Source organism: Nitrosospira sp. TNL200, assembly GCF_055386305.1.
The window spans coordinates 345,782-370,101 of sequence record NZ_AP041003.1 but is presented as its reverse complement, the minus strand read 5'-3'; the positions used below and the strand labels follow the sequence as shown (position 1 = coordinate 370,101).

Annotated in this window: 21 protein-coding genes; 12 read left to right on the top strand and 9 right to left on the bottom strand. The window is 54.2% G+C overall.

Translation table 11 applies throughout. The features are described 5' to 3' along the window. Positions 1–124: 124 nt before the first annotated feature. The gene (locus ACZ5CE_RS01750; protein WP_464577375.1) at positions 125–736 is read right to left on the bottom strand and encodes an XrtA/PEP-CTERM system exopolysaccharide export protein; all 612 of its coding nucleotides are present in this window, start codon (positions 734–736) and stop codon (positions 125–127) included. A 556-nt stretch (positions 737–1,292) separates the two neighbouring features. Here ACZ5CE_RS01750 and tsaE point away from each other — a divergent pair. From tsaE to ACZ5CE_RS01720, 6 genes are all read left to right on the top strand, one after another. Beyond that, positions 1,293–1,799, top strand: coding sequence for a tRNA (adenosine(37)-N6)-threonylcarbamoyltransferase complex ATPase subunit type 1 TsaE (tsaE, locus tag ACZ5CE_RS01745; protein WP_464576046.1), 507 nt, complete (start codon positions 1,293–1,295; stop codon positions 1,797–1,799). 92 nt (positions 1,800–1,891) lie between these two features. Beyond that, the gene (locus ACZ5CE_RS01740; RefSeq protein ID WP_464577373.1) at positions 1,892–3,148 is read left to right on the top strand and encodes an N-acetylmuramoyl-L-alanine amidase; all 1,257 of its coding nucleotides are present in this window, start codon (positions 1,892–1,894) and stop codon (positions 3,146–3,148) included. A gap of 506 nt (positions 3,149–3,654) precedes the next feature. Beyond that, positions 3,655–4,818 carry an efflux RND transporter periplasmic adaptor subunit gene (locus ACZ5CE_RS01735; protein WP_464576045.1) on the top strand — a complete coding sequence of 388 codons (1,164 nt, stop codon included), beginning with the start codon at positions 3,655–3,657 and terminating at the stop codon, positions 4,816–4,818. Positions 4,819–4,902: 84 nt separating this feature from the next. Continuing rightward, complete coding sequence (locus ACZ5CE_RS01730) at positions 4,903–5,628, top strand: ABC transporter ATP-binding protein (RefSeq protein ID WP_464576044.1); 726 nt, start codon at positions 4,903–4,905, stop codon at positions 5,626–5,628. A 33-nt stretch (positions 5,629–5,661) separates the two neighbouring features. Then, positions 5,662–6,819: an ABC transporter permease gene (locus ACZ5CE_RS01725; protein WP_464576043.1), complete on the top strand. Its 1,158-nt coding sequence runs from the start codon at positions 5,662–5,664 to the stop codon at positions 6,817–6,819. Between the two features lie 2 nt (positions 6,820–6,821). Beyond that, positions 6,822–7,988, top strand: coding sequence for an ABC transporter permease (locus ACZ5CE_RS01720; protein WP_464576042.1), 1,167 nt, complete (start codon positions 6,822–6,824; stop codon positions 7,986–7,988). Positions 7,989–8,023: 35 nt separating this feature from the next. Here ACZ5CE_RS01720 and ACZ5CE_RS01715 read toward each other — a convergent pair whose 3' ends face one another. Both ACZ5CE_RS01715 and ACZ5CE_RS01710 read right to left on the bottom strand, forming a co-directional pair. Further along, positions 8,024–8,563, bottom strand: a complete 540-nt coding sequence (locus tag ACZ5CE_RS01715) for an NUDIX hydrolase (protein WP_464576041.1) — start codon at positions 8,561–8,563, stop codon at positions 8,024–8,026. A gap of 115 nt (positions 8,564–8,678) precedes the next feature. Beyond that, positions 8,679–9,848, bottom strand: coding sequence for a GNAT family N-acetyltransferase (locus tag ACZ5CE_RS01710; protein ID WP_464576040.1), 1,170 nt, complete (start codon positions 9,846–9,848; stop codon positions 8,679–8,681). Between the two features lie 232 nt (positions 9,849–10,080). Here ACZ5CE_RS01710 and ACZ5CE_RS01705 point away from each other — a divergent pair, with 232 nt between their 5' ends. From ACZ5CE_RS01705 to ACZ5CE_RS01680, 6 genes are all read left to right on the top strand, one after another. Next, the gene (locus ACZ5CE_RS01705) at positions 10,081–11,688 is read left to right on the top strand and encodes an NAD+ synthase (RefSeq protein WP_464577372.1); all 1,608 of its coding nucleotides are present in this window, start codon (positions 10,081–10,083) and stop codon (positions 11,686–11,688) included. Between the two features lie 208 nt (positions 11,689–11,896). Continuing rightward, positions 11,897–12,235: a P-II family nitrogen regulator gene (locus ACZ5CE_RS01700; protein WP_464576039.1), complete on the top strand. Its 339-nt coding sequence runs from the start codon at positions 11,897–11,899 to the stop codon at positions 12,233–12,235. Positions 12,236–12,541: 306 nt separating this feature from the next. Next, positions 12,542–14,020 carry a M48 family metalloprotease gene (locus ACZ5CE_RS01695; protein WP_464576038.1) on the top strand — a complete coding sequence of 493 codons (1,479 nt, stop codon included), beginning with the start codon at positions 12,542–12,544 and terminating at the stop codon, positions 14,018–14,020. Between the two features lie 208 nt (positions 14,021–14,228). Next, a complete protein-coding gene (locus tag ACZ5CE_RS01690; protein ID WP_464576037.1) occupies positions 14,229–15,377 on the top strand; it encodes an efflux RND transporter periplasmic adaptor subunit in 1,149 nt (382 codons plus the stop codon). A 21-nt stretch (positions 15,378–15,398) separates the two neighbouring features. Beyond that, positions 15,399–16,136, top strand: coding sequence for an ABC transporter ATP-binding protein (locus tag ACZ5CE_RS01685; protein ID WP_464577370.1), 738 nt, complete (start codon positions 15,399–15,401; stop codon positions 16,134–16,136). Then, on the top strand, positions 16,133–17,356 hold the full coding sequence (locus tag ACZ5CE_RS01680; RefSeq protein ID WP_464576036.1) for an ABC transporter permease: 1,224 nt from the start codon (positions 16,133–16,135) through the stop codon (positions 17,354–17,356). Before ACZ5CE_RS01685 ends, ACZ5CE_RS01680 begins: the two co-directional genes overlap by 4 nt. A 138-nt stretch (positions 17,357–17,494) precedes the next feature. On the opposite strand, the gene ACZ5CE_RS01675 is transcribed toward ACZ5CE_RS01680, so the two are convergent. From ACZ5CE_RS01675 to atpG, 6 genes are all read right to left on the bottom strand, one after another. Beyond that, entirely contained in the window at positions 17,495–17,653 is a 159-nt protein-coding gene (locus ACZ5CE_RS01675) for a hypothetical protein (RefSeq protein ID WP_464576035.1), read from the bottom strand. 215 nt (positions 17,654–17,868) lie between these two features. Then, positions 17,869–19,713: a glutamine--fructose-6-phosphate transaminase (isomerizing) gene (gene glmS, locus ACZ5CE_RS01670; protein ID WP_464576034.1), complete on the bottom strand. Its 1,845-nt coding sequence runs from the start codon at positions 19,711–19,713 to the stop codon at positions 17,869–17,871. A 59-nt stretch (positions 19,714–19,772) separates the two neighbouring features. Beyond that, a complete protein-coding gene (glmU, locus tag ACZ5CE_RS01665) occupies positions 19,773–21,176 on the bottom strand; it encodes a bifunctional UDP-N-acetylglucosamine diphosphorylase/glucosamine-1-phosphate N-acetyltransferase GlmU (RefSeq protein ID WP_464576033.1) in 1,404 nt (467 codons plus the stop codon). 369 nt (positions 21,177–21,545) lie between these two features. Further along, entirely contained in the window at positions 21,546–21,965 is a 420-nt protein-coding gene (locus ACZ5CE_RS01660; RefSeq protein WP_464576032.1) for a F0F1 ATP synthase subunit epsilon, read from the bottom strand. Between the two features lie 64 nt (positions 21,966–22,029). Further along, on the bottom strand, positions 22,030–23,409 hold the full coding sequence (gene atpD / locus ACZ5CE_RS01655; RefSeq protein ID WP_464576031.1) for a F0F1 ATP synthase subunit beta: 1,380 nt from the start codon (positions 23,407–23,409) through the stop codon (positions 22,030–22,032). Between the two features lie 27 nt (positions 23,410–23,436). Then, on the bottom strand, positions 23,437–24,318 hold the full coding sequence (gene atpG, locus ACZ5CE_RS01650) for a F0F1 ATP synthase subunit gamma (RefSeq protein ID WP_464576030.1): 882 nt from the start codon (positions 24,316–24,318) through the stop codon (positions 23,437–23,439). Positions 24,319–24,320: the final 2 nt, after the last annotated feature.

Below are 24,320 nucleotides of genomic sequence, written 5' to 3'. Positions count from 1 at the left end.
CCAATTCTGGACCAGACGCAACTTCTCTAAAAGAGTCCATATGGCCTATACCCAATTCTATTGCGAAAGCGAGATCCCGTCCCGAACGACCCATGATCCAAAAAATCAGGCAGGGGCCGTCACATCAAAAATAGCTTTCCGGTATTACCAGCACATCACCCTGGCGCATGGGTACATTTGCAGTAATGTCTCCGTCCCTGATCAGATCATCCAGTCGAACACTGAACTGCTGCTGCTTTCCATCGACGTTGCGAATCACTCGGGACCGGTTGCCTGCCGCAAATTCCGTCACCCCACCTACTGCAATTAAAACATCCATAAGTGTCATTTGTTCGCGATACGGCAATGCCTGGGGTTTAGCCGCCTCCCCTATTACCCTGATTTGCTCGCTGTATGGACCGATAAACTCTGTCACGACAACCGTAACGACGGGTTGTTGAATGTACTTGGACAAGGCTTCCTCGATATCCCGCGCCAATTGGGTCGAGGTTTTTCCGCTGGCGGGCAGATCCTCCACAAGCGGGGTGGTAATTTTTCCATCGGGCCGAACGGGCACGCTCATGGAAACTTCCGGATTGCGCCAGACGATGATATCCACCATGTCGCCGGGGCCGACCAGATAGTCATGTCCCACATAAGCCTCTTCTGCGACGAGAGAGGGATACGTTTTACAGGCGCCGAGCGAAAGGACAGAGAGCAGGATGGCGAAACTGGCCAGCCATTTCCTTATTGTCATTGTATTGATGTACGTAGCATTCACGGAATTTCCTCTTTAAGCTAGTGGGGCGTCGCCAGTGGCAGGCTAGGATGAATTAGGGTCAACAAATAAAAGATGGTATAAACTAATACTTCTGTCAAGATAAAAGCCGATTGCGGGTTTTCAGAAATAATGCAATCATTTTTCAATCCCGCGTCACCGACATGTGTAATAATAGCACTTTACCTCTTCTCAGCAGCTATCCTGAATTAATCCCTGCCGCATCTTGAAACCCATCCTGGCTTTCTTGCCTGTTCACTAAACTGCTTGCCTGCCCCCCGCGGAAACCATGGCGCTTACGCAAATGCCTCAACTTTAAAGCAGCCGACCTGTTTTTCATGCAAGCCATAATAGAATCGTAGCAATTTCTGTTGACTGGGCAAATTGGACCTTGGTACACCTGCAGACCCGTCTCCAAACAGCCGGGGCGTCATACACCTTCCAAAGCGCGTTCTTCCCGCACTTTATTGCGTTTGGACCGGATTAAACCCATTCTCTTCCGCGTCATTTTGCGGTAGATTTCCGCATACACGTCTTGAATAATTCCAACGATACCGGTTCTGCCGCATTGCCAGAGATCGCCTGCTACCTGGCGGATGAAAGCGCGACGCTGACGCTGGGATCAGATGTCGCCGCGCTATTGCAACCGGGGCTCACTATTCTCCTTGAAGGTAATCTGGGTGCCGGAAAAACTACACTGGCAAGGGGAATATTAAGGGGGCTGGGTTATTCGGCGAAGGTGAAAAGTCCGACCTATAATTTGGTTGAACTTTATAAATTTTCTAGGTTATACTTCTATCACTTTGATTTTTATCGCTTCAATAACCAAATAGAATGGGAAGAAGCCGGCTTCCGTGAATATTTCAATTCGGAATCGGTATGCTTGGTGGAATGGCCTCAAAAGGCAGCCGGACTGCTCCCCATCGCAGATTTGATTTTTTTTCTGAATATCTCCGGTGGAGGCCGCGAGGTCAGGATTCGCGCAGCAACTGAAAAGGGGAAACAGTGTTTGAAAGAATTGCGAAATTCAAGGAATTTCTGAGCAAGTTTCGGAGGGTTCCTGATTGCCCCGCCGGCAGAGTGACTCGCGTCGATAGCGCTCCTGCCTTCCTCAAGCCGCTGCCTCACCTGTTGATGGCCGCTCCCTTATTGCTATTCATCGATTCCTCATTGGCTGACACAAGAATTGCTTCAGTCCGTGTCTGGCCGGCAACGGAATACACCCGATTCACGCTGGAATCAGCCTCGCCTATCGAATATTCGGTCAGTACGGTAAAAAATCCGGACCGCGTAGTAATTGATCTCAAAGATGTCATGCTGACTTCAGAGCTGAAGCAGGTATCGAGCAAGATCAATCCCTCTGATCCCTATATTCGAGCAGTGCGTACCGGCCGCTTCAAACCCGGTGTTGTACGCGTAGTGCTGGACCTCAAGACGGAGGCCCGGCCACAAGCCTTCGTACTCAAGCCCGTGGGAGCCTACGGATATCGTTTAGTGCTCGACATTTATCCCGCTGTACCGCCGGACCCTCTCATGGCGTTGCTGGAGAACCGGGCAGGGATACTGCAAGCTGATGCCGAGACTGGCAACGCTGCTAGCAAGATGGACAGTAAAAACGAAGAGGCTGCGAAAAATAACGAAACTTCGAGAAAAGGCAAGCCGGGAGAAATGTTAAGGCTTATCACTGTCGCCATCGACCCGGGGCATGGCGGTGAAGATCCCGGCGCAATCAGCCGCCGCGGCACGCATGAGAAAAGTATTACACTCGCCATCGCCAGAAAACTCAAAGCGAAAATCGATAAGGAACCCAACATGCGCGCAGCGCTGACGAGAGAGGGAGACTATTTCATTTCGCTACCGAAACGCCTGGAAAAAGCACGCCAGGTAAACGCCGACCTGTTCGTTTCCGTGCATGCGGATGCCTATATCAAACCTCATGCGCGAGGCTCATCCGTATTTGCGTTATCGGAGAGCGGCGCCACCTCCGCTGCTGCCGGCTGGCTGGCAAAAAAGGAAAACCAGGCCGATCTGATCGGCGGCGTCGACCTGGACATCAAGGATCCTTTTCTGAAGCAGACCCTGCTGGATCTTTCGCAAACCGCGACCATTAACGACAGCCTCAAGCTTGGAAAAGAAGTGCTCCTGGAAATAGGCGATATCAATCATCTCCACAAGAGCAATGTCGAGCAAGCGGGATTTGCCGTGCTCAAATCTCCCGATATCCCCTCCATCCTGATAGAAACCGCGTTTATCAGCAACCCGGATGAAGAAAAAAAACTGATAGACCCTGTCTACCAGGAAAAATTGGCTGACGCCATCCTTTCCGGCATCAAGCGCTACTTCACCAATAATCCACCGGCGTCGCGTTCGAGAATGGTGTTTCTGGATTAGCCTCCTCTCCTTATATTAAGCCAGTTTCCCGATCGCCTGCCGTCCTCTGATGTGAACCTCCTCAAAACCCGGGGCGGTTCAAGAAGCATTATTTGCCATCCATTGTTGATCCCGCACTTTCCCACAAGCGTAAATCCAATGATCGTTTATCACTCACCATCAATCCTCCCCTGCTGCTCTTCGATCCCAACTAACAAATTATCCCTTTTTATCCCGTTTAGAATCTAACAAGGCTAAAAAAATATCAAACAACCTGAGCAAAGCAAAAGGCCGCATCAGGATAAGGACTCCGGGACTCATCCGGGACGATCGGCACGCGCTACTGCAGCAGCCCTGCCAGATAAGTCCGCACGCTTCCTCTCGCCAGCGCAACGCCCGGCTCTCAATGGTCTTCCCTAGCCCTTGCACGGCTTCTACGCCATAATCGCAGCGTTTAATTCCGGAAACGCCTTGTGGGCAACGAAGATCTTTCCCAATTAAAAATTGATCGCGGTGCTGGCAGCAGCATGGCCAGCCATCGGAAACGCCCTGGTTTCCTCGTCGCCACCATTATCATCACCGCATTGGTGCTGGCAGGGATCTTTTATTTTCGGAACGCCAATATGGTGGAGGTAGAATCCACCACCGTCACCACCGCCTACCCATCGCAATCGTTCACCTTGCTTAATGCCACCGGGTACGTGGTGGCGCAACGCAAGGCGGCGGTGGCATCCAAAGCCACGGGACGGGTTGAATGGCTCGGCGTGACGGAGGGCAGCCGGGTCAAAGCGGGAGAGGTTATCGCACGGCTGGAAAACGCGGACGTTAGCGCGACCATGGAACAGGCATCGGCAAATATCGGGGTGGCCGCCGCGAATTTGCAACAAGCCCAAGCTGAGCTGATAGAAGCCCGGGCAGCATACAATCGCAATAGCGAGCTGATCTCCAGGGGTTTTATTTCCCCTTCCGCTTATGATATTGCGGAAGCTCGCTATCAAAAGGCCCAGGCTGTCGTTGGGAGCTTCAAAGCATCAGTCAGCGCGGCGCAAGCAAACTATCGCGCGGCGCGAATCGCTGTCGAGCACACGCTGATTCGCGCGCCTTTTGACGGCGTGGTTCTGACGAAGAGCGCAAATATCGGCGATGTCGTCACGCCTTTCTCCTCTGCGCTCGACGCCAAAGGCGCGGTAGTCACCATGGCCGACATGAATACTCTGGAAGTGGAAGCAGACGTATCCGAGTCGAACCTGGCAAAGGTTGAGCTCGACCAGCCATGCGAGATCCAGCTGGACGCACTGCCGGATGTCCGCTTGCGAGGGAGGGTGCAGCGCATCGTCCCGACGGTGGACAGGGCTAAGGCCACGGTTCTGGTAAAGATCCGGTTCGTCGACCATGATTCCCGGGTATTGCCGGAGATGAGCGCGAAGGTCGCTTTCCTGGAAAAAGAAATGCCCGACAACCAGCGCGCTGCCCGCACGGTGGTGCGGCCCGCAGCCATCGTTCAGCGCAACGGACAGAGCGTGGTTTTCGTCATCAGGGAAGGGAAGGCTGTCGAAACATCCATAGAAATCGGAGAAAGAATTGGCGACATGGTCGAGGTGGTGAAAGGCCCCAAAGCTGGCGAGAAGGTGATACTGCGGCCGGGAGACGGGCTCGACAATGGCGACAACATTAAAACAACGGCAAAATGACGGGGATTTGTGCATGCCCTTCGGTGCGACACTCGACATATTCGCCAGGGAAAAACCCTGGAATTCATGCAGCGGTCGCCTGACTTGGATAATCATTCAGAATCTCCGGTTCATACAGAACCTCCAGGTGAACCGGTTGTTCACATCAGGCAGATCTCCAAATGCTATCACCGCGGAGGACAGATCATACCCGTTCTGACCAATATCTCTTTCGATATCATGCATGGGGAATTTATCGCGCTGATGGGTCCTTCGGGCTCGGGAAAAAGCACTTTGCTCAACCTTATTGCCGGCATCGACAAGCCCGACAGCGGGTTGCTGAAAATCAATGGAACAGACATCGCAGCCCTTTCCGAATCGGAACTGGCGGATTGGCGGGCAGCGAACGTGGGATTTATATTTCAATTCTACAACCTGATGCCGGTGCTGACGGCCTTCGAAAATGTGGAACTCCCGCTGCTGCTGACACCGCTTGCACGCGACCAGCGCCGCAGGCGCGCAGAACTCGCATTATCGATGGTAGGACTTGCCGACCGAATGGAGCATTTTCCGTCCGAGTTGTCGGGAGGCCAGCAGCAACGGGTTGCCATCGCGCGCGCGATCATAACGGATCCAGCCCTGCTGGTTGCGGATGAGCCTACCGGAGATCTTGATCGATCGTCGGCGAACGACATCCTCGCCATGCTCGAGCGCCTCAACAGGGAACTGGGCAAAACCATCATCATGGTGACGCACGATCCGCACGCCGCTCAATCCGCCCATTCGATCCGGCACCTGGAAAAAGGCGAACTGGAACTGAAGAACCACTGAAAGATCTTTCGTCCAACGGATCGGCGCTCAATCGTGCATTTCCTCAAGCTCATACTGAGAAATACCTTGCGCCACAAGCTGCGCTCCGGTCTCACCGTACTTGGCTTGGTGGTAGCCATTATTGCCTTTGGTCTGCTTCGAACGGTAGTGGATGCCTGGTATGCTGGTGCGGAGGGCGCATCCTCGACCAGGCTAGTCACGCGCAACGCGATCTCGCTGGTATTTCCGCTACCCATCAACTACCAGGAACGAGTCCGCAAAATCGACGGCGTCTCCGCAATCAGTCACGCCAGCTGGTTCGGAGGAGTATACGTCAGCGAGAAGAACTTCTTCCCCCAGTTCGCGGTGGATGCGAAAACGTATTTCGACCTATACCCCGAATATGTCATCGCACCGGAGGACATGAAAGCATTCCGCGCTGACCGCAAAGGTTGCGTAATCGGCCGCAAGCTTGCGAACACCCATGGCTTCAAGGTAGGCGACACCATTCCGCTACGCGGAACCATTTATCCCGGCGCGTGGAATTTCACCGTAAGGGCGATCTATGACGGCGCGGAATCTGCAACTGATACATCACAGTTTTTTTTCCACTGGGATTATCTCAACGAAACGATGAAAAAGGCCGTTGCCCGGCGAACCGACTGGATAGGCGTATATGTTATTCAGATTTCCGATCCCGACAGGGCTGCAGAAATATCTGGCGAAGTGGATACAATGTTCCGCAACTCGCTGGCCGAAACCCTCACTGAAACGGAGAAAGCATTCCAACTGGGCTTCGTTTCCATGACGGAAGCGATAGTCATTGCAATACGTATTGTTTCCTTCGTGGTGATATTCATCATTCTGGCGGTCATGGCCAATACCATGGCAATGACTGCGCGGGAGCGGATCCGAGAGTACGCCACCCTCAAAGCCCTGGGGTTCGGACCCTGCTTCCTTGCCGGACTGATTTATGGCGAGTCCCTCATGATCGCGCTTGCCGGCGCCGCAATCGGAATCGCGTTGACGTTTCCAGTCGCCGCCCAGTTCAGCGAGCAGGTCGGGACGCTTTTTCCCGTTTTCGGGGTTTCCAGGGAAACGGTCTATATGCAGGCGGCGGCAGCGGCAGTGGTTGGGTTGGCGGCATCGGTGTTGCCCGCTCTGCGGGCGGCTCGCGTACCCATAGTGGACGGCCTGAGAAGCATTGGTTGATCATGCCGATACTGCTTTCCTATACGCTGCGCAATCTCGCGGCACGCAAACTGACGACGCTGCTTACGTCGGGCGGCATGGCGCTGGTGGTGTTCGTCTTCGCCACGGTGTTAATGCTGGAGGAAGGCCTTCGAAGAACCCTGGTGGAAACCGGATCCATGGACAACGTGGTGGTCACCCGGCGTTCCGCTGGCACCGAAGTACAGAGCGTCATCGACCGCGAGCAGGCTGCCATTGTTGAAAACCAGCCGGAAGTAGCACATGGCATCGATGGTGCGCGGCTCGCGTCAAAGGAAACCATCGTGCTGATTTCGCTGGTCAAGCGAGATTCCGATAAAGCATCCAACGTGTTAATCCGGGGCGTGGGGCAAAAAGGCATTGAGCTTCGGCCTCAGGTCGGTATTGTCGAAGGGCGCTTGTTTTCCCCCGGATCGGCAGAAATCATTGCCGGAAAAAGCATTGCGGAACGATATCATGGCGCGAGGGTTGGCGAGATATTACGTTTCGGGCAACGTGAATGGACCGTGGTGGGCATCATGGATGCGGGGAGAACAGGTTTCGATTCGGAAATCTGGGGCGATGCAGACCAACTGATGCAAGCCTTTCGCAGGCCGGTCTATTCTTCGGTGATAGTCAAGCTGAATGACGCGCGGGGATTCTCCGCATTCAAGAACCGCATCGAAGCCGATCCGCGCCTTACTCTGGAAGCCAAGCAGGAAAACGTCTTTTATGCCGAACAATCGAAAGTTCTGGCAAATTTCATTCGTTACCTGGGACTGATTCTCTCCATCATTTTTTCCATAGGTGCGATTATCGGCGCAATGATCACCATGTATGCGTCGGTCGCCCATCGTACTACCGAAATCGGCACCCTTCGAGCTCTGGGATTCCGCCGCGCCACCATTCTGCTGACTTTTTTGATAGAAGCGTTGATGCTGGGCGCAGCAGGAGGCGTAGTCGGGCTCATACTGGCTTCATTCATGCAGTTCTTCACTATCTCAACCATGAATTGGCAATCTTTCTCCGAGCTCGCATTCAGCTTCACGCTGAACGCCGCCATCATCGCAAAATCTTTGGCATTCGCCCTGATAATGGGAGTTGTCGGCGGCGTTCTTCCCGCTGCCCGTGCGGCGCGGCTGGATATCGTCGACTCGCTGCGAGCGGCATAAAACGGCAATTCAATCTGCTCGCGTTCAGCGCTACCCTATGTACCCAGCGCGCCTATCGTACCCATATGGAAACGTAGAACTCCTTCCCTCCGTTCCACGAAATAGCGCTTCAAAGGTTCACGAATCACCCGAAAAGCGAGAGTTTCCCATGGAATTTCCGGCTCGGTGAAAAGTCTTACCTCCAGGCTTTCAATCCCCGGGCTGAAGCCGAGATCCAGCAACTGTGCGCGAAACAGTACGTGCACCTGGTTGATGTGGGGCAAATTATAAATAGCGAAAAGCGGTCCTATCCGGACAGAAGCGTTGGCCTCTTCCATAGTTTCCCGCTCGGCGCCCTGGACCAGGGTTTCGGCATTTTCCATGAAACCGGAGGGAACGGTCCATAAACCCAAGCGTGGCTCGATAGCCCGGCGGCACAACAATATCTTGTCTTCCCATTCAGGGATGCAGCCGACCACGATCTTCGGATTTTGATAATGAATAACGCCGCACGCCCGGCATATGTAGCGTTGCAACGTGTCCCCCTCCGGTATGCCTAATTCGACCTGTGCGCCGCAGCTACTGCAATATTTCATTGCCGCGCAACTTGAAAGATGGTGGCTCGAATCCGGCGGAAGGTAGACTGCTTGTTGCACTTTGCCAACCGATGCAGCGTTACCCTCTCGCGTGGTCGCTTATATTCAAAAGCTTTCATTGTCCCTCATGCCCCCTTCTAAAAGGCGAATTTTCGTTCAATTCATCGAAGTAATGGTCGATCTCATCCGCCTCGCGCTTCAAGTAGTGGCCGACCGCTGCAGAGAATTCGGGATGAGCAAGCCAATGGGCCGACCAGGTATGGACAGGAAGGAAACCCCGGGCAAGTTTGTGCTCTCCCTGGGCGCCGCCTTCGAACAGCTCCATGCGATTCGCCATACAAAATTCAATGCCCTGATAGTAGCAGGTCTCGAAATGCAAACCGGGCACAAACTCCGAAGCACCCCAATAGCGGCCGTATAGCGTGTGGGAATTGCGTAAATTAAGGGCAGCGGCAACTGGCTTTTTGCCACGCATCGCCAGAATCAGCAGCAGATTTTCCGGCAAGCTCTCGCCGAGCCTCATGAAAAATTCCAGATTGAGGTACGGAGTGGAATAGTGATCCCGGTAGGTCTTGTTGTAGCAGTCGACGAAAAAACGCCAGTGGTCAGATTTTACCTCATGTCCCGATAACCACTGGAACCGGATGCCTTCGGCATGAATCCTTTTTCGTTCCTGGCGGATCTTCTTGCGTTTGTCGTGACTCATATCCCGCAGGAACATTTCAAAGTTTTCATAGAGGCATCCCTCGCGGTTCTGGTTCTTCCAGTGAAACTGGATGCCGTGCCGCAATTTCATTCCCGCTTTTTCCATCTCCCGTGCTTCCTGCTCCAGCGGAAACAGGCAGTGGAAAGATGACATGCCCGTCTTCGCATTTTTATCTCTTGCCATCGCCAGCACCGCCGAAATAAGCAGGGCGCGATGCCCCGAGGTTTCAGCAAGCAATCTGCGGCCCGATACCGGACTGAAGGGTATCGCGCTCAAGAGCTTGGGGTAGTAAGGGTATCCATGACGCTGATATGCATCGGCCCAGGCCCAGTCGAAAACATACTCTCCATGAGAGTGGTTTTTGACATAAAGAGGCAGGGCGGCTGTCAATTTACATCTCTCCCACAAGGTGATGAATTCTGGCGCCCAGCCAGTCTTTGCCGAGGCACAGCCGGTATCATGCAAGGCTGATAAAAATTCATGACGCAAAAAAGGATCGTCCCCCGCAAGGCGATTCCATGCGGTGATAGAAACCTCATCAAGGGAATCGATAATTTTCACTTTCAAATCCGCATCCATGAAAGATTTTCCCGCGTGCGCCCTTTCCGCGCAAGACCGCGCGGAAAGAAGCATTCTGGTATTATTAAAAAGATAAAATGAGGAGATTGGCCCATGGCGAAATCCCATGAGCGTTAGACGAAATCACGCCGGCCCGGAGATTTCTCCCGGCAATGCTCGAAGTAATCAGGAGCAGCGAAATTTTGCGGCAGAAAATGCGTAATTCGATATTCCGCGCATGACGCGCATCATCATGAAGCTCGCCATCGCACAAATCGATTTGACAGTCGGCAACCTCGAGGGCAATGCTGCCAAAATTCTTGATACTGTCCATCAGGCAAGAGATGCGGGGGCCCGCCTCGTCGTTACCCCGGAATTGGCGCTTTCCGGCTATCCTCCAGAGGATCTGTTATTGCGCGATGGCTTTGAACTGGCCTGCCGGGAGGCGCTGGCAAATCTCGCGATTAAAATAAAGGGAGTTACGCTAGTGATCGGGCATCCGCACCGCGTCGATCACAAGCTCTACAACGCGGCCTCCGTCGTCCATGACGGCAGAATCATTGCCACCTACCTGAAAAGCAGTCTGCCCAATGATTCCGTGTTTGACGAGCGACGCTATTTCGAACCGGGATCCGATCCATGCATATTCGAACTGAGCGGGATAAAATTTGGCATACAGATCTGCCAGGATATCTGGCAGGGCAACTCCGCCCGCAGGACAAGGGAAGCCGGAGCGAATGCACTGCTGGTACTGAACGCTTCACCCTACCATATGCGCAAACAAGCCTTGCGCTATCAGGTCGCACGCCAGCAGGCCGATGAAATCGGAATTCCTATCATCTATGCCAATCTTGTCGGCGCGCAGGACGAGTTGCTTTTCGATGGCGCTTCTTTCGCAATCGATGCGGAAGGCAAGCTCACCCATCAATTTCCTGCATTTAGAGAATCGCTAGGATTGATCGATCTTCAGAATGGCGTACCCGTACCGGTGGAAATTGCAGCCCCGCCAAGTCTGGAGGCGGAAATCTATCAGGCTCTGTGCCTGGGGCTCAAGACCTATATTGAGAAGAATCATCTCCCCGGCGCATTGCTGGGCTTGTCGGGCGGAGTGGATTCGGCGCTCGTCATGGCAATCGCGGTGGATGCGCTAGGCGCGGACAGGGTGGAGGCAATCATGATGCCTTCGAGATTTACCGCCGATATCAGTTTGTGGGACGCTCGAGCGATGGCGAAGGCGCTGAATGTCAGGTACAGCGAAATCAGTATCGAGCCGGTATTCACTCAATTCCTGGAAACACTTGGGAACAAGCTGCTAGGGCACCACGCCACTGCTACCACGCAGGAAAACCTGCAGGCGCGCATACGCGGAAATATGCTCATGGCACTTTCCAACAAATCTGGCGCCATTGTGCTGACTACCGGCAACAAATCGGAAACGGCCGTTGGCTACTGCACCTTGTATGGCGACATGGCGGGTGGTTTCGCAGTACTGAAGGATATAAGCAAGACCATGGTTTACCGCCTCTGCCGCTACCGCAACTCATTGGGAAAAGCCATTCCCGAAAGAGTCATCACACGGCCACCCTCGGCTGAGCTTCGTCCGGGCCAGACGGATCAGGATAACCTCCCGCCCTACGATGTGCTCGATGGAATTGTTGAAGCTTATATGGAGCGTGATTTATCGCTACAGGAAATTCTTGATATGGATTACGCCGAAGCAGACGTACGCCGCGTGATCAATCTTATCCGGCAGAATGAATACAAGCGCAGGCAGTCCGCCCCGGGCCCGCGGATTACAAAACGAGCCTTCGGAAAGGACTGGCGCTACCCCATTACGGCTGCATATCAAGACGAATTCTAGGGACGCGCAGAACAAATCCTCGCTGAGCGCGTTACTGGTAAAATCGCGCCTGCAGTCCGCGCTGAGGAGTCGCATCTTCCTGCGGAAGAGACTCTGTTCCATCCTTCGCGTATCCCATCCCGCAAAGCCGCCATCGCGCCAGCGGAGATTTGTTCAGCGTTTCCTTGGTTGCCAACTCGCAAAGCACGCCGCTTTTAAAGGAACAGACATGAAAAAGATCGAATCCATCATCAAACCTTTCAAGCTCGACGAAGTGTGCGAAGCCTTGAACGAGATAGGAGTAAGCGGGCTGACTGTTACCGAAGTCAAGGGTTTCGGCCGGCAAAAAGGACATACGGAACTTTATCGGGGAGCGGAGTATGTGGTGGATTTTCTGCCCAAGATAAAGATTGAAATAGTGGCCGATGAAAAAATGGTGGACAGCATCATCGATACGATAGTAACTGCGGCGCGTACGGGAAAGATCGGCGATGGCAAAATTTTTGTCACGAATATCGAGCAGGTCATAAGGATACGCACAGGCGAGACGGACGACGCAGCGATCTAGGGAAGCGCTGAATAAATCTCCGCTGGCGCGGCGGCGGCTTTGCGGGATGGGATGCGTGAAAGGCGACGACGCGAATGGTTGACCCCTTTGCCAGGAGCCCGATAAGGTAGACCGCTCGCAAAGCCCCGCCCCATGAGAGTTGCGATAAAATCGGGTGCTCAGCGAGGAATTATTCAGCGCTTCCCCAGCTTATCCCATACGCTCCTTGTCGTGGACGCTTCCTATCGTGTGTGTCCGTGAGGAACTTCGTTCGTCCCCATCCATCTTATCGACATGAAATTTTGCCTTGGCATAGCTGTTTTATCCGTGTTGATCACAAGTGGCGCCCAGGCTGCCGAGCTGCCCGACCTTGGCGATGCATCCCGGATAACTATTTCACCTCGCGAGGAACGGGAGCTGGGACTGAGAATCATGTCGGAAATCCGGGCCGACCCGAATTACCTGGATGACGCCGAAGTTGCCGGTTATCTTACCAATTTGGGAAACAGGCTGATTCTTGGCTCCCGCGAAGCCCAGCCGGATCAGGAATTCGAGTTCTTCGCGGTGAAGGATGACACCATCAACGCATTCGCATTGCCCGGCGGCTTCATGGGGTTTAACACCGGGCTCATCATTACAGCCCAAAGCGAATCGGAATTGGCGGGAGTAATGGCGCATGAAATCGCCCATGTCACGCAGAAACACCTCGCACGCATGATTTCCGGCCAGAAGTACAGCATGCTGACTTCTCTCGCCGGCGCCGCCTTGGCGATACTCGCTTCACGTACCAATCCACAAGCGGGACAGGCTGTATTGGTCGCCTCACAGGCTCGGCAGATCCAGTCCCAGCTTGATTTCACCCGCGAGCACGAAAAGGAAGCCGATCGCATCGGCTTCAATATACTGGTCAGCGCCGGCCTCAATCCGAATGGGATGTCGGCCTTCTTCGAGCGCCTGCAGCGAGCAGGAAGGTTTCATGAGAATGGCGCACCCTCGTACCTGCGTACCCATCCTATCACTTATGAGCGCATCGCAGACATCGAGAGCAGAACCCAGGGCATGTCCTATAAGCAAGTGCCTGATAGTCTCGATTTTCAGCTGATACGGGCGAAGTTGCGTGCTTCGCTGGACAACCCGGGAGACGCCGTGGAACGCTTCGACTCTGTTTTGCGGGACAAGCGCTATACCAACGAGGCCGTCGAGCGCTACGGGTTGATCAATGCATTGCTGCGGGACAGGAATTACTCGCGTGCCGAAAAGGAACTCGCGCAACTTTATGAAAATTTACTGTCCGGCTCGTCGAACGACAAAGTGAAAAATCACGATCTTGGCAAAACCATCAGGATCGCACGCAAGAACGGCCCATCCAGCCCCATGATCGACACGCTGGCTGCACGCGTCGAACTGGCAACAGGAAAAGTCGGAGAAGCGTTCGAGACATACCGGGCTGCGCTACAGATATATCCGCAACATCGGGCGCTGATCTATGACTATGCAGACGCGCTGATCCGCAATGGCGAGCCTGGAACGGCAGTCAAGTTCATCGATCGCCAGCTGCAATATACGCCCAATGATACATGGCTTTTCGGACTGCAGGCACGCGGATACGAAGCGCTGGGAGATGCGATGTCGCAACATCGCTCCCAAGCCGAGGTTTATACACGGCAGGGCAATTATTCCGCGGCGATAGAGCAATTGCAGATAGCACTGAAAGCGGGCGATGGAGACTTTTACACGATGTCCAGCATTGAAGCACGGCTCAAGGAATTGCGTGTAATGGATGCCGATAACAAGAAAGACAAATAACAGACAGAGGAAAGGAATTGAAAGATAGCACCTCTACTACAGATATGCTTTCCAGCACCCTTGTTTATGAATGAACCTCGCGAGCGGGTGTTATCCAGGACAAGCGGATTCTTTTTACCCGTCGACAGTCCCCATAATCGGAGTCCCGTACTCAGGTAATATTCTGCGGTCTTTTTTTGCCTGTTACTTATACTTCTCTTCATTTTTAATGATTCCACCCTTTCGCCGCATCTGGCTATTCATCATTTTGGCAACGTTGCTGCTGAGCGGGTGGATTTGGTACTGGCAATCCGGATCAGACTCCCAGCAGGGTCGATATAAAACTCAGACGATTGACCGTGGCGACATCCTTCAGAGCATTTCCGCCAATGGCACGCTCAATCCTGTAGTCCTGGTGAATGTGGGTACACAGGTGTCCGGCACCGTATACCGCCTTCATGCAGACTTCAACGATAGAGTGAAGGCGGGCGATATGCTGGCGGAACTTGATCCGGCACTTTTTCAGGCTCAACTGCGGCAATCGGAAGCAAATGTCGCCAATGACCATGTTGCATTGAAGCTGGCCCAGAGAAGAATGGCGCGCAACCGCGCGCTGGTGGAGAAAGGCTTTATTTCCGGGGACGCGCTGGATGCGGTCGAACAACAACTGGAGGTTGCGCGCGCCCAGTTGGCCGTGGATAACGCGCAACTTGCCCGGGATCGTACCAACCTCAATTACAGCGTTATACGTTCCCCGATTTCGGGCATAGTGATAGCGCGCAACGTGGATGTGGGCCAGACCGTGGCGGCAAGTTTCCAGACACCCACGCTATTTCAGATCGCCAATGATCTGCGTCAGATGCAGATCGATACCAGTGTCGCGGAAGCCGATATCGGCCAACTGCATCTCCACCAGGTGGTGCATTTCACTGTGGATGCGTTCCAGGAACGGGAATTTGCAGGGGTGGTAAAGCAGCTGCGGCTTAATCCCACCATTCAGCAGAATGTCGTTTCGTATAACGTCGTGGTTGCAGTAGCCAACGATGATGAAACCTTGCTGCCCGGCATGACCGCCAATGTACGATTCACGGTGGAGCAAAAACAAAACGTATTGCGTGTGCCCAACGCAGCGCTGCGCTACAAACCGGCCGAAACAGACGTCGATCCTGCTTCGGCGAGCAAGCCAATCGAAGGCAAGCGCCTGCTTTATCGGCTCGAGGGAAGCCATCGTGTTCCCGTGTATGTCAAGACAGGGATTGCCGATAATAACTTCACGGAAATTGTCGAGGGAGATATCAAGGAAGGCGATGAATTGATAATTCGTGAAATGGGCGATAAGGACAAGTCCGGCAGCAAATTCAGATTCAGAATGTTTTAGCGACTCACGGATTTCTCGGTGATGCTGCTTCAACAGGATAACCCCGGTACACCCTTGATCAAGGTGGAGAATCTTTCCAAGACTTATAGCCTGGAAACGGGAGTCAAAGGAAATGGATCAGTCAACAGCCAGGTTCTGTTCGAAGTCAACCTCACTATTTCGCGAGGGGAATTCGTTGCCATCATGGGACATTCCGGGTCGGGGAAATCGACACTGATGAATATACTCGGCTGCCTGGATACGCCGACCCATGGCCAATATTGGCTTGACGGGAGGAATGTCGCGTCCTTGTCCGATGATGAGCTCGCGCTTGTGCGCAACCGCAAGATCGGCTTCGTATTCCAGGGATTTAATTTGCTCAAGCGAATGACGGCCCTGGATAATGTTGCAGCTCCACTGCTTTATGCCGGCGTTGGCCGGTCGGAAAGCCGCAAGCGCGCATTGCAGTTGCTGAGTCAGACTGGCTTGGGCAACTTCGCGGCATACCAGCCTACCCAGCTGTCCGGAGGACAGCAGCAACGCGTTGCCATCAGCCGTGCGCTCATCAATGACCCGCCCCTGATACTCGCCGACGAGCCAACCGGTAATCTCGACACCCAGACCAGCCGTGAAATCATGGCAATCTTCGAGCAGCTCAATCGGGAACGGGGCATCACGGTCGTGATCGTTACCCATGAAGATGATATCGCCGCCTTTACCCGGCGGCTGGTGCGTTTGAAGGATGGAAGAGTAGTGCACGATGGAGAAGTGCCGGCATGAATCTCTTTGCCATCATAGGAGAGGCGCTACGCGCCTTGCGGCTTAATCGGCTGCGCACCAGCTTGACCATGCTGGGCATGATCATAGGCGTGGCTGCCGTCGTACTGATGCTCGCGGTCGGACAGGGAGCGCAGACCATGGTCAACCAGGCTATCGCTTCCATAGGCAGCAACCTGTTTATCGTGGTGCCCGGTGCCACATCTTCCGGAGCATTGCGTTCAGCTGCCGGCAGCGTGCAGACACTGACCATGGCCGATGCACAGGCTATTGCTCACCTGCCCTCGGTCAAGGCTACCGCCCCGCTCGTCACCGGAACCGCACAACTCAACTACGGAGCCAATAACTGGAGCACGTCTGTTACGGGGGTCACGCCCGACTACTTCAGCGTGCGCGAATGGCCTGCCGAGAGCGGCGCATTGTTCACCGATACGGATTTGCGTTCCGCCTCGCGCATCGTGATGCTGGGCCAGCTTACCGCGAAGAACCTGTTTGGGGACGAAGATCCCACGGGAAAAACGGTTCGCATCAAGAATAGTCCTTTTGTAGTCGCAGGCGTCCTGGCTCCCAAGGGGCAGAGCCTGGATGGCCGCGATCAGGACGATTCGGTGTTTATTCCCATCACTACGGGACAACGTCAGATCTTCGGGAACCAGTTCCCTGGAACAATACGATTTCTCATGGTCCAGGGCATCTCAGCGGAGGCCATGGATGAGGCGGAAGTCGAGATCAACCAGCTGCTGCGCCAGCGTCACCGTATAGCCGAGGGAATGGAAAACGACTTCACGGTGCGCAACATGGCCGCCATTGCCGCAGTGGCTACCGGAGCGGCCAAGGTCATGTCTCTCATGCTTGGCGCCATTGCCTCGGTATCGCTGCTGGTCGGAGGCATTGGCATCATGAATATCATGCTGGTATCCGTCACCGAACGAACCCGGGAAATCGGCATACGCATGGCTATTGGAGCAAACCGGCGCGCAATCCTTGCGCAATTCCTGCTGGAAGCCCTGGTAATCTGCATCCTGGGCGGAGTTATCGGAGTCGCGCTCGGAATCGGCGGAGCCTGGGCGGTCAGTCACGCTACCGACATGATAATTGTGATCACCTTTGGAACGATATTGCTGGCGTTCGCTTTCGCTTCCGCCGTGGGGATTTTCTTCGGGTATTACCCAGCCAGGAAAGCTGCTGCGCTTAAACCGGTGGAAGCCTTGAGGTATGAATGAGGCGAGGATCTTAAATAAAAGGGGCCGACGTCACACTGGGGAAAGTGAGAACATCGGCCTGTCTGGGATGATCAATTCAATTCCTTATTAAAGTCATAGGTTGATCCTTATCAGTAGATCTACTCGGGGTATATGGCCTTACTCTTTCCTGCCATCCTTGGACATGAAGAACCAAGCAACGACAGCACCTATACCTACCACCAAAATTGCCATTTCCATGATTTTCTCCTTAAAGAAAATGAGATGTTCAAGAATCTGACCAGCTTGATGATCATCTACCGCATAGAACGTTTTCACTTCCGGTCTGAAAACCCGGACACCTCCCATTATCAAAGAGTACAATTTGCGGAAAAATTCGTTACCTCCGCAGTTGATTAGAGGCGGTCCAAAATGAAAAGTTTCACGCTCAGGTGAAATTTTTTGAAAAAAAATGAAACTCCGATTTATATCGGCAAACTCGCTTTTATAGTCCGGCTAAAACAGCGTTATGCCTCTCGCGAGGCAGGCGCACGTTATTCGACCGTCACCGACTTTGCCAGATTCCTCGGCTTGTCGACATCGGTGCCTTTTTGCAGCGCAACGTGATAGGCAAGCAATTGCAAGGGGATGGTATGGAGGATGGGACTCAGTGTACCAGCGTGCTCCGCCAGGCGGATGATGTGAACTCCCTCGCTTTCCTGGATCCGGGAATCGGCGTCGGCAAATACATACAATTCTCCGCCCCGTGCGCGCACCTCCTGCAGGTTGGATTTGAGTTTTTCCAGCAAGGCATCGTTCGGTGCGATCGCAACCACGGGCATATCCTTGTCTACAAGGGCGAGTGGACCGTGCTTCAACTCGCCCGCCGCGTAAGCTTCCGCATGGATATATGAGATTTCCTTGAGCTTGAGCGCTCCCTCCATCGCAATGGGATAATGCACTCCGCGTCCCAGGAACAGTGCATGCCGCTTTTCCGCGAATTCCTTGGCCCACTCGCGAACCTGCGGCTCTACCTGCAGGGTATGCTGCAACGCCACCGGCAGATGGCGCAATGCAGTAATAATGTCGCGCTCGCCTTCGCTCGACAGCTTGCCGCGCAGTTTGGCGAGCGTCATCGCCAGCAGCATCAGTGAGGCGAGCTGGGTCGTAAACGCTTTGGTCGAAGCGACGCCGATTTCCGGCCCGGCGCGGGTGAGAAAGCGCAAGTTGGTCTGGCGCACCATCGCGCTTTCGGCTACATTGCAAATGGCGAGGCTATGCGCGTGCCCCAGCGAACGAGCGTAGCTGAGCGCAGCAAGCGTATCCGCGGTTTCTCCCGATTGGGATATGCCCACCACCAATGTATTGGGATGCGCCACCGGATCGCGGTAGCGGTATTCGCTCGCAATCTCGACACTGCAATTGAGCCCCGCCAGCGTCTCCAGCCAGTAGCGCGCAACAAGCCCTGCATGGTAGCTGGTGCCGCAAGCGAGTATCAGAATACTGTCGGTGTCGTTGAAAATGGTTTCCGCTTCGGTTCCGAACAAGCGTGGCGAGATGGATTGTGCATTGACCACCATTTCCAGCGTGTTTGCCACTACCCCAGGCTGCTCGAATATTTCCTTCTGCATGAAATGCGCGTAAGGGCCTAATTGCACCGCTTCGTTCGTCAATTCGCTTTCATGCACGGTACGCACCACTTCCTTACGCACTCTGTCGCGAACACTCACGATCCGGTAGCCATCGCGGCGCAATTCCGCGACATCGCCTTCTTCCAGGTAAATCATGTGCCTGGTGACCTGCAGCAACGCGGAGGCGTCGGAAGCGGCATAATTCCCGGAATCACCTAATCCCAGTAGCAGTGGCGCGCCGTTTCGGGAAACGATTATCCGTTCAGGATGCGCCTCTTCCATAACGGCGATGGCATACGCCCCCTGGAGTTCGTTCACCGAGCGGCACACTGCTTCAAACAGATCCGATGTTTCCCTCAGATTGTACGTGATGAGATGGGCGATCACTTCCGTATCCGTATCCGACGTGAACTCGAATCCTTCGCCTTGCAGATGCTCACGCAGTATTTCATGGTTTTCGATGATGCCATTGTGCACTACGGCAACCTTCGAGATTTCGCCGGAAAAATGCGGGTGGGCATTGCGTTCGGAAGGCGCGCCATGGGTAGCCCAACGGGTATGGGCTATCCCTATTTCTCCATGAAAATCCTGCTCCTCCGCCAGCCTGCTGAGTTCCGCGACCCGGCCCGTAGTGCGCAAGCGATGCAATCCGCCATTCATGAGCGCGAGGCCAGCGGAGTCATAGCCGCGATATTCCAGGCGCCGCAAACCCTCCAGCAGCGTGGGAACGATATTAGTCCGGGCGACTGCGCCCACTATTCCACACATCGATATTTTTCCTCCGCTGCCGCAGCCCCGAAAATTACTGGAATGAATGAAGTCATCGCCTAGCTGTCATGCTTGTTCTTGGTTGTCCGTGTGCCCTTGGTACCCTGGACACCCTTGACCGGACGGGTCCATCCTTCAATGCTCGTTTGCCTCACACGCGACAAAGTCAATTTCTCGGGAGGCGTATCCCTCGTTATCGTTGATCCCGCGCCGATGGTAGAGCCACGGGATATCGTCACCGGCGCCACCAGCTGCGTATCGGAGCCGACAAAAACGTCATCCTCGATAACTGTCTGGTACTTGTTGGCACCATCATAATTGCAAGTAATCGTTCCAGCGCCGATATTCACGTTCCGCCCGATAATGGAATCACCGATGTAACTCAAGTGATTCGCCTTGCTGCCGGCAGCGATAGTGCTATTCTTGATTTCCACGAAATTGCCGACGTGGACATCATCGGCGAGAGCGGTGCCCGGACGGATGCGGGCGTAAGGACCAACGCGACAGTTTTTTCCTATTTCCGCTGCTTCGATCAGGCTGAACGGCGCGATAGTCGAACCCGCCGCAATTCTGACGTTTTTCAGAATGCTGTAAGCGCCCACTTTCACCCCATCCTCCAGCCGCACGCTGCCCTCGAATATGCAGCCGATATCGATTTCCACATCGGTACCGCAATCCAGATGCCCGCGAATATCGATGCGGTCCATATCGGCCAGGGTGACGCCTTGATCCAGCAAGTTTTTTGCGTACTCATGCTGGTAGACGCGTTCAAGCGAAGTGAGCTGCGCCTTGCTATTGACTCCTACTGTTTCCCAGGCGTGGACTGGCTGCGCCGTTTTTATCCGGACTCCATCTCCGGAAGCCCTTGCGACGATATCGGTAAGATAATATTCCTTTTGCGCATTGTTATTTTCCAGCTTGTGCAGCCAGTCATGGAGATGCGAATTGGGAATTACCATGATGCCCGTATTGATTTCCCGGATCCTTCGCTGCTGTTCGCTCGCGTCCTTCTCTTCGACAATGGCGGTGACCTCGCCTTTTTCATTGCGCAAAATTCTGCCGTAGCCCGTCGGGTCGTCCAGTTCCACCGTCAGCAGTGCAAGGTTTTCCGGTTCCGCCGCTGCAAGCAGCTTGCGAAGAGCTCCCACGCTGATCAAGGGCACGTCTCCATATAAAACCAGCGTCTTGCTCTCTGAATCGAGATGGGTCAATGCCTGCATGACGGCGTGGCCCGTACCTAGCTGCGGACTCTGAAGTACCCACGTAATCGTTTCATCGGCAATCGCCTGTGGCACCGCTTCTCCACCATGTCCATAGACGACGCAAACCCGCTTCGGCGATAGGGTTCGAGCCGTCTCCAGCACGTGCATCAGCAACGGTTTACCCGCCAGTGGATGCAAAACTTTTGGCAACGCGGAGCGCATGCGCTTGCCCAGTCCTGCCGCAAGGATAACAATGTTCAATTCAGACACGTGATTGAAAAGAAAAATGAGGAAGAACAGAAAGGAACAGCCCGAACCAATTCTTTAATATCCGGGTAGCCGGCAGCATCTAATTTATCACATCAGCCGCATAAATCCAAACCCACCCTCTTCGGGAGGCACTGGCATCCTGCGCGAGATTGTACGAGGCGCCCGTTGCGTCCCTAAATCCGGCAGTTGACCGCTCATTTCCGTTTTAGAGCTGTGATCCACAAAGATTTTCGCGGCACTCGACGTTCACCTATATGGTGAGTTCGCTACAGGGGCGGATTTAGGATGGTTACAGCCTTTGAGTAAAGCGGCCAAAAAAAAGGCAGCCATAGCCGCCTGCGGAAGTAAGAGCACAACTGCCTAATGGCCGCGTTTTCGCAGCTTCTGAATTGCCGCCAGTTGCGCTATCGCTTCGCTCAGTTCCGCCTGGGCCCGAGCATAATCCATTGCGGAGGCCCTGTCTTTCATGGCTTCCTCCGCCCTTTTCTTTGCATCAATTGCCTTCATTTCGTCGAGATTAGCTCCACGCACGGCCGTATCGGCCAGAATAGTGACGACATCCGGCTGGATCTCGAGCATGCCGCCGGAAACGTATACCAGCTCTTCTTCCTGGAGGGGAGCCTTGATGCGTACTGATCCAGGTTTGATACGAGTCAGCATTGGCGTATGCTGAGGATAGACACCCACCTCTCCCGCCTCTGCCGGAGCGACCAAAAACTCGGCAGGACCGGAATAAATGGATTCCTCCGCACTTACAATATCAACGTGAAACACACCCATTTTAGCTTCCATTAATTATGCGCAAGTACCCACGCAGGTCATCGCAGGCAGATCGTTGAAATCGTTATTGCAGCGTCTTGGCTTTTTCGACCGCTTCGTCTATTCCGCCCACCATATAAAATGCCTGCTCCGGCAAATGATCGTAATCACCTGCAACGATGCCTTTGAAACCCTTGATGGTTTCCTTCAGCGAGACATATTTTCCGGGAGAACCGGTGAACACTTCCGCCACGTTGAACGGCTGAGAGAGGAAACGCTGAATCTTCCGCGCTCTTGCAACTGCCAGCTTGTCTTCGGGGGAGAGTTCATCCATTCCCAGAATGGCGATGATGTCACGCAACTCCTTGTAGCGCTGCAGCGTCTGCTGCACATCGCGTGCAGTAGTGTAGTGTTCTTCGCCAACAACCAACGGGTCAAGCTGGCGCGATGTGGAATCGAGCGGGTCCACAGCCGGGTAGATTCCGAGCGAGGCAATATCGCGGGAGAGCACTACCGTTGCATCCAGGTGGCCGAATGTGGTCGCGGGCGAGGGGTCGGTCAAGTCATCAGCAGGCACATAGACCGCCTGGATGGAGGTAATGGAGCCTGTCTTGGTGGAGGTGATGCGTTCCTGCAGGCGACCCATTTCCTCCGCGAGGGTGGGCTGGTAGCCCACAGCGGACGGCATGCGTCCCAGCAAGGCTGAAACTTCGGTGCCCGCCAGGGTAAAACGATAGATGTTATCAACGAACAGCAGGACGTCCCTTCCTTCATCGCGGAAATACTCCGCCATGGTGAGGCCGGTCAAAGCCACGCGCAAGCGGTTGCCAGGGGGCTCGTTCATCTGGCCATAGACCAGTGCCACCTTGTCCAGCACGTTGGAATCCTTCATTTCATGATAGAAGTCGTTGCCCTCCCGCGTACGTTCGCCTACGCCGGCAAATACGGAGAATCCGCTGTGCTCGATTGCGATGTTACGGATCAGCTCCATCATGTTCACGGTCTTGCCCACGCCGGCCCCACCGAACAGCCCTACCTTTCCGCCCTTGGCAAAGGGACATACCAGATCGATAACCTTGATCCCGGTTTCCAGCAACTCGGTGGATGCCGAAAGCTCGTCGAATGCGGGCGCCTTGCGGTGAATCGACATCCGCTTTTCCTCGCCGATCGGACCCATCTCGTCGATCGGCCTTCCAAGAACATCCATGATGCGACCTAACGTCTTCGTACCCACAGGCACGAGGATCTGGTCCTCGGTATTCGTTACCAGCATTCCCCGCCGCAGTCCATCAGACGATCCCAGCGCAATGGTGCGCACCACGCCGTCGCCCAGTTGCTGCTGCACTTCAAGCGTCAGTTCCGTCCCTTCCAGCACCAGCGCGTCGTAGACCCTCGGCATCTCTTCCTGTGAAAACTCGACGTCGACCACCGCGCCGATACACTGAACAATTTTTCCCTGGCTCATGTTGTACCCTAAAAGCAAATCAAAATATTAAACCGCAGCCGCGCCCCCGACGATTTCCGACAGCTCCTTGGTAATCGCAGCCTGGCGCGATTTGTTATAAATCAATGTCAATTCATTGATCACGTTGCCGGCATTATCGGAAGCCGCTTTCATCGCGACCATGCGTGCGGACTGCTCGGATGCCATGTTTTCCGTCAGCGCCTGATAAATCAGGGCCTCGACGTACCGCACCATGATATCGTCGATGACCGGCTTCGCTTCCGGCTCGTAAATATAGTCCCATACCCCCCGCTGTCCCTTGGGGCCCTCTCCTCCCTTCAGACGCTCGTCGGAAAGGGGAAGCAACTGCTCCATCACGGGTTCCTGCTTCATGGTATTAAGGAAGCGCGTGTAGAAAAGGTAAACGCGATCGAAGCGGTCCTGGGTATACCCATCCAGGATGACCTTTACCGCGCCAATCAGCTTCTCGATATCCGGCTTGTCTCCCAGACCAACCACGTGGGAAATCACGTTGGCGCCAAGCCGGTTCATGAAACCAAAGCCCTTGTTCCCGATGCAACAGGCTTCTATCTGCTCGCCTTCCGCTTCCCATGCCTTCATCCTGCCGAGCGCCATGCGCAACACGTTGGTATTGAGGCCACCGCATAACCCCTTGTCGGACGTAACCACCACAATGCCTACGCGTTTCACCGTATCCCGTTCCACCAGAAACGGATGCCGGTATTCGGTATAGGCCCGGCTCATGTGCGCGGCCACATTACGGATCTTTTCGCCATAAGGCCGCGCTTTTTTCATACGCTCCTGCGCCTTGCGCATCTTCGAAGCAGCCACCATTTCCATGGCGCGCGTGATCTTCTGCGTATTTTTTACGCTTTTGATCTTGTTGCGAATTTCTCTGCTACCGGCCATCG